The sequence below is a fragment of the Pseudomonas sp. GM33 genome, from assembly GCF_000282295.1.
Classification (GTDB): Bacteria; Pseudomonadota; Gammaproteobacteria; order Pseudomonadales; family Pseudomonadaceae; genus Aquipseudomonas; species Aquipseudomonas laurylsulfatiphila.
In genome coordinates this window covers 22,275-33,791 of the sequence record NZ_AKJO01000038.1, presented here as the reverse complement: position 1 = coordinate 33,791, position 11,517 = coordinate 22,275, and the positions used below count along the sequence as shown (strand labels likewise).

Annotated in this window: 7 protein-coding genes and 1 pseudogene; 5 read left to right on the top strand and 3 right to left on the bottom strand. The window is 60.6% G+C overall.

Translation table 11 applies throughout. The features are described from left to right. Positions 1-254 precede the first annotated feature (254 nt). The 4 genes and pseudogenes from PMI26_RS22865 to PMI26_RS32230 all read left to right on the top strand — a co-directional run bounded on the left by PMI26_RS22865 (position 255) and on the right by PMI26_RS32230 (position 2,822). Positions 255-485, top strand: a complete 231-nt coding sequence (locus PMI26_RS22865; RefSeq protein ID WP_007971835.1) for a hypothetical protein — start codon at positions 255-257, stop codon at positions 483-485. Next, complete coding sequence (locus PMI26_RS22870) at positions 482-784, top strand: cell division protein ZapA (RefSeq protein ID WP_007971834.1); 303 nt, start codon at positions 482-484, stop codon at positions 782-784. Before PMI26_RS22865 ends, PMI26_RS22870 begins: the two co-directional genes overlap by 4 nt. Before the next feature lie 100 nt (positions 785-884). Beyond that, positions 885-1,958: pseudogene (locus PMI26_RS32235) on the top strand (HAMP domain-containing protein); the annotation flags it as partial. 18 nt (positions 1,959-1,976) lie between these two features. Beyond that, a complete protein-coding gene (locus tag PMI26_RS32230; protein ID WP_371924734.1) occupies positions 1,977-2,822 on the top strand; it encodes a methyl-accepting chemotaxis protein in 846 nt (281 codons plus the stop codon). A 90-nt stretch (positions 2,823-2,912) separates the two neighbouring features. Here the strand turns inward: PMI26_RS32230 and PMI26_RS22880 are convergent, their stop codons facing one another. Together PMI26_RS22880 and putA are read right to left on the bottom strand one after the other, a co-directional pair. Beyond that, complete coding sequence (locus PMI26_RS22880) at positions 2,913-4,715, bottom strand: acyl-CoA dehydrogenase (protein ID WP_007971830.1); 1,803 nt, start codon at positions 4,713-4,715, stop codon at positions 2,913-2,915. 258 nt (positions 4,716-4,973) lie between these two features. Further along, complete coding sequence (putA, locus tag PMI26_RS22885; RefSeq protein ID WP_007971829.1) at positions 4,974-8,924, bottom strand: trifunctional transcriptional regulator/proline dehydrogenase/L-glutamate gamma-semialdehyde dehydrogenase; 3,951 nt, start codon at positions 8,922-8,924, stop codon at positions 4,974-4,976. A gap of 460 nt (positions 8,925-9,384) precedes the next feature. Here putA and putP point away from each other — a divergent pair, with 460 nt between their 5' ends. Further along, positions 9,385-10,869: a sodium/proline symporter PutP gene (putP, locus tag PMI26_RS22890; RefSeq protein WP_007971827.1), complete on the top strand. Its 1,485-nt coding sequence runs from the start codon at positions 9,385-9,387 to the stop codon at positions 10,867-10,869. 79 nt (positions 10,870-10,948) lie between these two features. Here putP and PMI26_RS22895 read toward each other — a convergent pair whose 3' ends face one another. Then, positions 10,949-11,443, bottom strand: coding sequence for a DUF2165 family protein (locus tag PMI26_RS22895; RefSeq protein WP_007971825.1), 495 nt, complete (start codon positions 11,441-11,443; stop codon positions 10,949-10,951). Positions 11,444-11,517 lie beyond the last annotated feature (74 nt).

The following is an 11,517-nucleotide window of genomic DNA, read 5'->3' as shown; positions in this document are numbered from 1 at the left end:
CTACACGGCAGCTCCTACAGGTCACGCGAGTCTGTGTAGGAGCTGCCGCAGGCTGCGATCTTTTCGTCATCACTTTTGCGCAGCAAAGGCCTCGGCGACGAATTGCAGGAACCAGATTGGCTTATCACAGTCTTTAAAACTCGCGAGGAAGGTCGCCCGTCAGCAAAATCAAGGCTTTGCGCCTGTATAACCCTGGCATCCACGGTGACTTTTCTTTATCGTACGCGCCCTTTGAAAAAGCCCGGAAAATCAAAATGTTGGAAGCATCCCTAAGCCAATTGGAACAACTGGTCAGCGACCTGGTGCAGCAGAACCAGACCCTGCTCGGCACCAACCAGACCCTGACTGCAGAACTGGCCCAGGCCAAGGATGAAAACGAAAGCCTGCAACTGAGCCTGATGGAGCAGGAAGAGAAACAAGGTGCCACGGCGGCTCGCATCCAGGCCCTGGTTGAGCGCGTCAGCGCAGGCCCTGTCAGCGCATGAGTTACAACGCCGCAGGGGTAAAAGTCGTCTCGATCCTGGGGGAAGACTATTCGATCAAGGCACCGGCCGGGGAAGAACAGACCCTGCTGGACGCCGCGATGATGTTGAAGGCAGCCCTGGCCGAAACCAAGAGAAAGTACCCGACGCTGATCGGTGACCGACTGCTGGTGCTGGCGGCGATGAATCTGTGCTCCCAGCAGATTGAAATGCGGAAACAGCACAAGCTCGAACTCGACCGTTACCAAGAGCAAGTCAGCGCCACGGTTGAAGTGATCTCCAAGACGATCAATCAGGCCTGATCGGCTTTGCGCACAACCAAAGAATAGATTGTCGGTTGGTTTGTATACAATCGGCACGGCTGTTGCAGTGTTTCAGCCTCTTATTCTTTGGGGGTGCTCCATGCAGTTCTGGCGACGCAGTATTCAATGGCAGTTGATCCTGAGCATGGGCACCGCCCTTCTGGTCAGTATCCTGATCGTGGTTGGCATTTATACCCTCGTGGTCAATCGTCTCGCCCAGAGTTATCTGGTCGAGCAAGCCTTGCCGTCGAGCATCGAAGCGATGCGCAACGACATCGAGCGGATTCTCGTCCAGCCCCTTACCGCCGCCAAGGACATCGCCAGCAACAGCATGGTGCGCGACTGGTTGGCCGGGGGTGAAGACAGTGCCCAGGCCGGCACGTTTACTACCTATCTCGAAGGCATTCGCGCCGAGCACAAAGCCTTTACCGCGCTGATTGTCGGCACTGCGACCAACCACTACTTCACCGAAAAAGGCCAGGACCGCACCCTCAGCCGATCCAATCCGAAAGATGCCTGGTTCTACGCGTTCCTCGACAGCAATCAGCCGCGCACCCTCAATATCGATAACGACACAGCCACCGGAGAATTGGCGCTGTTCATCGATCTCAAGGTCGAACAGGCCGGTAAAGTCGTGGGCGTTGCGGGGCTTGGCCTGAGCATGAAAGAGCTGTCGGAGCTGATCCACAATTTCAGCTTCGGGGAGCGCGGAAAGGTCTATCTCGTGCGTTCCGACGGTTTGATCCAGGTCCATCCCGAGGCGCAATTCAGCGGCAAACGCACCTTGACCGAGCAGATCGGCGCTACGGCAGCGCAAACGCTGATGAGTCAAAAAGCCGCCACCAGTAGCGGCTTCCAGCGCGACGGCGAAGACTTCCTCGCCTTGAGCTTGCCGCTGCGCGATCTCGGCTGGAGCCTGGTGGCCGAAGTGCCGCAATCGCAGATCTACGCTGAAGCACGCCGCGCCATGTGGATGAGCAGCGGCATTGGCCTGGCGGTGGCGATTGTGTGCCTGTTGCTGGTGGTGTTGCTGGCCCGTGGTCTGGTGCGGCCGATTCGCCAGGTAACAGCAGCGCTGGTGGCCATCGGTAGCGGTGGTGGAGATTTGACCCAGCGGCTGGATGCCAGCCGCGCCGATGAGCTGGGTGATCTGGCGCGTGGCTTCAATCGCTTCCTGGATAGCCAGCGCGACATGATCGGCGAAGTACTGACCACCAGCGAGCGCCTGCGCACCGCTGTCGGCCAGGTGGCGCGGGTGGTGGACAACACCGCCGAACGCTCTGGTCGTCAGCAGGAAATGACCGACATGGTCGCCACCGCTGTTCACGAAATGGGCCTGACCGTGCAGGACATTGCGCAGAATGCCGGCAACGCGGCGTTCGCGTCACAAACCGCCCGTGATGAAGCGCTGCAGGCGCGGGAAGTGGTGGGTGGTTCTATCCGCCACATTGAAAGCATGTCCCGGGAAATCGGTGTAGCGGCCACGGCGGTGGCCGAGCTGGCTCATCAAGTGGCATCCATCGATCAGGTGCTGGCGGTGATTCGCGGGATTTCCGAGCAGACCAACCTGCTGGCGCTCAACGCCGCTATCGAAGCGGCGCGCGCTGGCGACATGGGGCGTGGGTTCGCCGTGGTGGCCGATGAGGTGCGCACCCTCGCGCGGCGTACGCAATCGTCCACCGATGAAATCCAGCAGATGATCGGCAGCCTCAAGCAAGGCGCGGAGAACGCGGTGTCGTCGATGCATTCCGGGCAAGCCGCGACGGGCACGGGTGTCGAATCGAGCCAGCGTACCGGCACCTCGTTGACCGCGATTACCGGGCAAGTGGAGCGCATCAGCGACATGAACCATCAGGTGGCGACGGCGACGGAAGAGCAGTCGGCAGTCACCGAGGAAATCAATCGCAACGTGCAGGGCATTTCCGATCTGGCGCGGGCGACGGCGGGGGAGGTCAGGGCTTGTCGTGAGGATTGCCAGACGTTGCAGCGGTTGGCGGATGACCTGGCGCGGCAGATGGGTGGGTTCAAGCTGAGCTGATCAAGATCAAAAGATCGCAGCCTGCGGCAGCTCCTACATGGGAATGCGTTTCCCTGTAGGAGCTGCCGCAGGCTGCGATCTTTTTTGTGATCAGAACCACTCATCCTGCATACCCAGGCACACATCATCCCGTGCCTCAAGAATCGCCAGCTCATGGTGGCAACCCGGCACTTCCCACGTCAGGAAGTAGCGGGCCGCCTGCAACTTGCCCTTATAGAAGCTCACATCCGCGCCATTCCCTTTGGCCAACCCTTCCTCGGCACGAATCGCCTGTTCCAGCCAGCGCCAGCCAATGACGGTGTGCCCGAACACCTTCAGGTACAGCGCCGAGTTCGCCAGGCTGCTATTGACCTTGCCTTGCCCCAAATCCGTCAGCAAACCAATGGTCACGGCTTGCAGGCGCGCCACCAGTTTCTCCAGCGGTTCGCGCAGCGGCGTCAGCGACTCGAACGCCTGGGCACGTTCGGCGGTGTCGGCGATCAGGCGGATCAGTTGCTTGAGCCCCGCGCCACCGTTCTGTGCCAGTTTGCGGCCCAGCAGGTCCAGCGATTGAATGCCGTGGGTGCCTTCGTGGATCGGGTTCAGGCGGTTGTCGCGATAGTACTGCTCCACCGGGTATTCACGGGTGTAACCGTGGCCGCCGAGGATCTGGATCGCCAGTTCGTTGGCTTTCAGGCAGAACTCCGACGGCCAGGATTTGACGATCGGCGTCAGCAGGTCCAGCAGTTCATGGGCCTGCTTGCGCTCGGCTTCGGTCTCCAGCGTCGTGGTGTCATCGAACAGCCGCGCCGCGTACAGGCCGAGGTCGAACGAGCCTTCAACGTAGGCCTTTTGTGTCAGCAGCATGCGTTTGACGTCGGCGTGCTGAATGATCGCCACCGGCGCGGTGTTCGGGTCCTTGCTGTCCGGCACGCGACCTTGCGGACGCTCGCGGGCGTATTCCAGCGAATACAGATAGCCGGCGTAACCGAGCATCACCGCGCCCATGCCGACGCCGATCCGCGCCTCGTTCATCATCTGGAACATATAGCTCAAGCCATGGTGCGGCTTGCCCACCAGATAGCCGACACAATCGCCGTTATCGCCGAAGTTCAGCGCGGTGGAGGTGGTGCCACGCCAGCCCATCTTGTGGAACAGCCCGGCGAGCAGCACGTCGTTGCGCTGGCCGAGGCTGCCGTCATCGTTGACCAGGAACTTGGGCACGATGAACAGCGAAATGCCTTTCACACCGGCCGGTGCGTCCGGCAGCTTGGCCAGCACCATGTGCACGATGTTTTCCGACAGCGGGTGATCGCCACCGGAGATGAAGATCTTGTTGCCCTTGAGGCGATAAGTGCCGTCGGACGCAGGCTCGGCGCGGGTACGAATATCCGACAGCGACGAGCCCGCGTGGGGTTCGGTCAGGGCCATGGTGCCGAAGAAGCGGCCGTCGATCATCGGTTGCAGGAAGCGGCGCTTCTGCTCCTCGGTACCGAAGCTTTCGATCAGGTTGGCCGCGCCCATGGTCAGGAACGGATAAGAGGTCGAAGCGGCGTTGGCCGACTGGAAGTGCGAAAAGCAGGCTTGGGACAGCAGCGTAGGAAGTTGCATGCCGCCTGCGTCGAAACTGCGCGCGGCGTTGAGGAAGCCGGCTTCGAGGAAAGCATCCACCGCCGGTTTCACTTCCGGAATCAGAATCGCCTGACCGTTCTCGTAGCGCGGCTCGTTCTCGTCGCCCTTGCGGTTGTGCGGGGCGAAGAACTTCTCGGCGATGTTGCGGGCGGTGCCAATGGCCGCATCGAAGGTTTCGCGATTGTGTTCGGCGAAACGTTCACGCTGGGTCAGGCCCTCGGCATCGAGGACTTCATACAGCTCGAAAGCCAGATTGCGGGAACTGAGCAACGTCTCGGACATGGCGGCCTACCTTTTATTGGGGTGGGCCGAGTCTAAGGTTGGGAATAAAGGCTGAATAGGATTATTGATAAGGGTGATGTTGGAGCCGCGCAGAAACTTAGCAAACGCCACAAACCACTGTGGGAGCGAGCTTGCTCGCGATGGCGGCAGATCAGTCAATATTAAAGGTGACTGACAGACCGCTATCGCGAGCAAGCTCGCTCCCACAGGGATTGTTGCTGAACCGGGCACCTGTTGCAGGTGCCCGGATTGTCGGGTTTAGCCGATGGTCATCAAGCTCGCATTACCACCCGCCGCAGCCGTGTTGACGCTCAACGCCCGCTCGATCACCAAACGCTCCAGCGCAATGTTGGTCTCGCCCTGCGACAGGCCCTGAACCCCGACAATTGCTCCGGCACGCTTGGCAACCTGCTGGCAAACCGCACGCAACTGGTCGGAATGGCCGTGATGCACAACCGCATCAAACACCACTTCGTCCTTGTTCCAGTCGGAAACCAGCTTGATGCGCGCCTGAATCTCCTTCGGCAGGCGTGCGAACAGCGCCTTGGTCAGTTCACCTTCCGGCCACACCGCCGAACCGCCGACAGCCAGTACCGCCGCCAGTTGAGTCAACAGGTCGCCTTCGACTTCCGCCAGGCACAGCACGTGTTCCCGTGGCAGGATCGCGTAGCTGTTGCGCTCGCCGGTTGGGCCAGCCAGTACACGGGTGATGCCGCTTTGCGATTGTGCGGCGAACTGCACGCACAGGGTGCTCAGGTCGGCAAACTTGTGGCTGTCGGCCCAGGTTTTCAGGGCGGTCAGCGGCTTGCTCATGGCGTCGCGCAGACGAACGTCCGGTGCTGCGGCGGCATCGCCGCGAGCGAAGGATTGTTCGATCGCATCGGCAGGGCGGGTCGACAGCAGGCGGTACAGGTACAGCGGGCCACCGGCTTTCGGGCCGGTACCCGACAGGCCTTCGCCACCGAACGGTTGCACGCCAACTACAGCGCCAACGATGTTGCGGTTCACATAGACGTTACCGGCATTGACGTTGTCGATCACCTTGGCGATGGTTTCGTCGATGCGGGTGTGCACGCCCAGGGTCAGGCCGTAGCCGGAAGCGTTGATCTGGCCGATCAGTTGATCGATGTCTTTGCGCTTGTAGCGAACCACGTGCAGCACCGGGCCAAAGATCTCCCGCTGTAGTTCGTCGAAGCTTTCCAGTTCGATCAGGGTCGGCATCACGAAAGTGCCGCGTTTGACTTCTTCGGCGTCGGCGATGGCCACCTGGTACACGCTGCGACCTTTGTCGCGCATGGCCTGGATGTGCTTTTCGATGCCAGCCTTGGCTTCGGCGTCGATCACCGGACCGATGTCCACGGACAGACGCTCAGGGTTGCCGAGACGGCTTTCAGCCATCGCACCCTTGAGCATTTCGATGACGCGGTCGGCGGAATCTTCCTGCAGGCACAGGACGCGCAGGGCCGAGCAACGCTGGCCGGCACTGTCGAATGCCGACGAAACCACGTCGATCACCACTTGTTCGGTCAGTGCCGAAGAGTCGACGATCATCGCGTTCTGGCCACCGGTTTCGGCGATCAGCGGGATCGGACGGCCCTGGCTGTCCAGGCGGCCGGCGATGTTGCGTTGCAGCAAGCGCGCGACTTCGGTGGAACCGGTGAACATCACGCCTTTGACGCGATCGTCGCCGACCAGGCCGGCACCCACGGTTTCACCGCGACCCGGCAGCAGTTGCAGCACGCCTTCAGGGATGCCGGCTTCGAGCAGCAGGCGCACGGCTTGAGCGGCGACCAGCGGCGTTTGTTCCGCAGGCTTGGCCAATACCGGGTTACCGGCGGCCAGCGCAGCAGCCACTTGACCACTGAAGATCGCCAGCGGGAAGTTCCACGGGCTGATGCACACGACTGGGCCCAGTGGACGGTGAGCGTCGTTGGTGAAGTCGTTGCGGGCCTGCACCGCGTAGTAACGCAGAAAGTCCACGGCTTCACGCACTTCAGCGATGGCGTTGGCAAAGGTCTTGCCGGCTTCGCGGGCCAGCAGGCCCATCAACGGCTGGATCTCGGCTTCCATCAGGTCGGCGGCACGTTCCAGGATCGCGGCGCGTTCGGCGGGCGGGGTGGCCTGCCAGATCGGTGCGGCGTTGAGGGCGCACTGGATCGCGTTGTCGACGTCTTCGACGGTGGCTTCCTGCACATGGCCGACCACGTCACGCAGATCGGACGGGTTCAACACGGGAGCCGGGGCTTCGTTGCTGGATGCGCAGCCGAGTATCGGTGCGGCTTTCCAGTGGTTGTGTGCGGTAGCGAGAAGTGCGCAGGACAGCGACGCCAAACGATGTTCGTTGGCCATGTCGATGCCGCTGGAGTTGGCGCGCTCGGCGCCATACAGGTCACGCGGCAGCGGAATACGCGGGTGCGGCAGGCCGAAACCACCTTCCACGGTCGCCATCTGCTCGATGCTGGCTACCGGATCGGCTACCAGTTCCTGGATCGAAATCGATTGGTCGGCGATACGGTTGACGAACGAGGTGTTCGCGCCGTTTTCCAGCAGGCGACGCACCAGGTAAGCCAGCAGGGTTTCGTGGGTACCGACCGGTGCGTACACGCGGCACGGACGGTTCAGCTTGCCTTCGGAGACTTTGCCTACAACCTGTTCGTACAGCGGTTCACCCATGCCGTGCAGGCATTGGAACTCGTACTGGCCCGGGTAATAGTTCTGACCGGCGATGTGATAAATGGCCGACAGGGTGTGGGCGTTGTGCGTGGCGAACTGCGGGTAGATGACTTCCGGCACCGACAGCAGCTTGCGCGCGCAAGCGATGTAGGACACGTCGGTGTACACCTTGCGGGTATAGACCGGGTAGCCTTCCAGGCCTTCGACCTGGGCGCGCTTGATTTCGCTGTCCCAGTACGCGCCTTTTACCAGGCGGATCATCAGGCGATGACGGCTGCGACGAGCCAGGTCGATCACGTAGTCGATCACGTACGGGCAACGCTTCTGGTAAGCCTGGATCACGAAACCGATACCGTTCCAGCCGGTCAGTTGCGGCTCGAAGCACAGGCGCTCGAGCAGATCCAGCGACAGCTCCAGGCGGTCGGCTTCTTCGGCGTCGATGTTCAGGCCGATGTCGTATTGCTTGGCCAACAGGGTCAGCGACAGCAGGCGCGGGTACAGCTCATCCATCACGCGCTCGTACTGGGCGCGGCTGTAGCGCGGGTGCAGGGCGGACAGCTTGATGGAAATGCCCGGGCCTTCATAAATCCCGCGACCGTGGGACGCCTTGCCGATCGAGTGGATGGCTTGTTCGTACGAGGCCAGGTACTTCTGGGCGTCGTGCTCGGTGAGTGCGGCTTCACCCAGCATGTCGTAGGAATAGCGGAAGCCCTTGGCTTCGAACTTGCTGGCGTTGGCCAGGGCTTCGGCGATGGTTTCGCCGGTCACGAACTGCTCGCCCATCAGGCGCATGGCCATGTCGACGCCCTTGCGGATCATCGGCTCGCCGCTCTTGCCAATGATGCGGCTCAGGGACGAAGTCAGGCCGGCTTCGTTGTGGGTCGACACCAGCTTGCCGGTCAGCAGCAGGCCCCAGGTGGCGGCGTTGACGAACAGCGACGGGCTGTTGCCCAGGTGCGGCTGCCAGTTGCCGGTGCTGATCTTGTCGCGGATCAGGGCGTCACGGGTGCCTTTGTCCGGGATGCGCAGCAGCGCTTCGGCCAGGCACATCAGCGCCACGCCTTCCTGGGACGACAGGGAGAATTCCTGCAGCAGGCCCTGAACGATGCCGGCACGGCCGCCAGCGCTCTTCTGATTGCGCAGTTTTTCAGCAATCGAGGCGGCAAGCTTGTTGGTGGCTTCGGCCATCGGTGCCGGCAGGCGAGCCTGTTCGATCAGCATCGGCACGACTTCCGGCTCAGGGCGGCGGTAGGCGGCGGTGATCGAGGCGCGCAGTACCGACTGCGGCAGGATGCTTTCGGCGAATTCGAGGAAGCACTGGTGGGCGTGATCCAGAGGCGCGTCGACGCTGTCGTCGGAGTCCTTGGTCAAACCGCTCAGCTCGGTCAGGGTTGCACCACCCTCGAGTTTTTCCAGGTAATTGAAGATTGCCTGCTTGATCAACCAGTGCGGCGTGCGATCAATCGAGGTCGCGGCGGCCTTGAGGCGTTCGCGGGTCGGGTCGTCAAGTTTGACCCCAAGGGTGGTGGTAGCCATGTTTTTATCCTCATGTTTGCCACGACTGCGTGGCATCAGCTGGCGGCAAGATTAGCCGTGCGACTGTTGAGGTGCAACCGGGTGCAACCCTTTTTTTGTCGGAATATTAAGCAGCTCGTCAGGAAATAAATTCTGGTACGGGTGTGCCGTATCTGCTTGGTGCTTTTTCACGCGGTTGGCTCTGTTTCTTGCTCCGAAAAGGAGCAAAAACCGGTGTTTACTATTTATTTCCGACTAGGTGCAACTTATTCTCGCGAAACTGGTTGCACCTTATTTGCTTTGTTGAATAGCATTCGCGCCCAAGGTGCAACCCGGAAAAATCCGGGTGCTCCGGCTGATGGCTTTCCTGGGGAAACATCAGTCATAAATGCGCGGGAATCCGGATCGTCTGTCAAACGTATGCGTTTGCGAGCGGTTCACCAGCCGCCGCTACATAAAAACAAAGCCAGGGCGTAACTTAATGAGCGTAAGCAATCCAACCCTGATCACGTTCGTGATCTACATCGCAGCAATGGTGCTGATTGGCTTGATGGCCTATCGCTCCACCAACAACCTTTCCGACTACATCCTGGGCGGTCGCAGCCTGGGCAGCGTCGTGACTGCACTGTCCGCCGGTGCCTCCGACATGAGCGGCTGGTTGTTGATGGGCTTGCCCGGCGCAATCTACATGTCCGGTCTTTCCGAAAGCTGGATCGCCATCGGCCTGATCGTCGGCGCCTACCTGAACTGGCTGTTCGTCGCCGGCCGTCTGCGCGTGCAGACCGAGCACAACGGTGACGCACTGACCCTGCCGGACTACTTCGCCAGCCGTTTCGAAGACAAGAGCGGTCTGCTGCGGATCATCTCCGCCGTTGTGATCCTGGTGTTCTTCACCATCTACTGCGCTTCCGGCATCGTGGCCGGTGCCCGTCTGTTCGAAAGCACCTTCGGCATGTCCTACGAGACGGCGCTGTGGGCCGGTGCTGCGGCGACGATTGCCTACACCTTTATCGGCGGATTCCTGGCCGTCAGCTGGACCGATACCGTACAAGCCACCCTGATGATCTTCGCGTTGATCCTGACGCCGGTCATCGTGCTGCTGGCCACCGGTGGTGTCGACACCACCTTCCTGGCCATCGAAGCGCAAGATCCAAGTAACTTCGACATGCTCAAGGGCACCACTTTCATCGGCATCATCTCGCTGATGGGCTGGGGTCTGGGCTACTTCGGTCAGCCGCACATCCTCGCGCGTTTCATGGCGGCTGATTCGGTGAAATCGATTGCCAAGGCCCGACGCATCTCCATGACCTGGATGATCCTGTGCCTGGGCGGCACCGTGGCTGTGGGCTTCTTCGGTATCGCCTACTTCTCGGCACACCCGGACGTGGCTGGCGCGGTTTCCGAGAACCACGAGCGTGTGTTCATCGAACTGGCCAAGATCCTGTTCAACCCATGGATCGCCGGTGTCCTGCTGTCGGCCATTCTGGCTGCGGTGATGAGCACCCTGAGCTGCCAGTTGCTGGTGTGCTCGAGCGCCCTGACCGAAGACTTCTACAAGACCTTCCTGCGTAAATCCGCTTCGCAGCTGGAACTGGTCTGGGTCGGTCGTGCCATGGTGTTGTTGGTTGCCCTGGTGGCGATCGCCCTGGCGTCGAACCCGGAAAACCGTGTACTGGGCCTGGTGAGCTACGCCTGGGCCGGTTTCGGTGCCGCATTCGGTCCGGTCGTACTGATCTCCGTGATCTGGAAAGACATGACCCGCAACGGCGCACTGGCCGGCATCCTGGTCGGCGCGATCACCGTGATCGTCTGGAAACACTTCGAACTGCTCGGCCTGTACGAAATCATCCCGGGCTTCATCTTCGCCAGCCTGGCGATCTACTTCGTCAGCAAAATGGGCACGCCGACTGCCGGCATGTTCCAGCGTTTTGCGGCTGCAGAGAATGATTATCGTCTGAACAAGTGATGAGTGATGGGGTGAGCGCTTCCCATCCCTGATAAAAAACGGCTCGCAGCTTTTGGTGCGGGCCGTTTTTTATTGGGGATCAGTCAAGATCGGTATCGGGCTGATTCAGAAAGATCAGCACGCCCAGTATTGCCATGTAGAACCTGAAGGCTGCGTCCTGACCATTCCAAATATCGGATTGCCACATCAGAAACCACTCACCTCCAACAACCATGAAGCCGAAAAACCACACGAAAAATCCGGTCGTCAAACCCGCTACGGCCCACTTCCTGGCCTGTCTGAACTCATGCCCACCGGCTGACCGCGAGCGCCAGAGCTGTAGTGCGCCGTAGCCAAGAAGTCCACAGGTAATGGCTTCGCCAAGGATGATCAGCCAGTAAGCCCCGTGCCACACCCAAGGCAGATCAATTGCGCGATACCGGGCGGCGTTGTCAGGGAAGGTGGTATCCATGCTCAGCACATGCCGGACGAAGTTGAAGTTGGAGCCGTAGTCGGTGATGTTGTTGAACACGGTCATGAAGGCGAATGCGGCGAGCGCCAGGGTCATTGCAATCTTTGCGTAGCGAATGGTCATTTGTGCGTCCTTTGCTTTTTTCGACAAAGAACGCTATCACACCGGTTTGCAGGTTCGGGAGTCTTCCTGTTGTG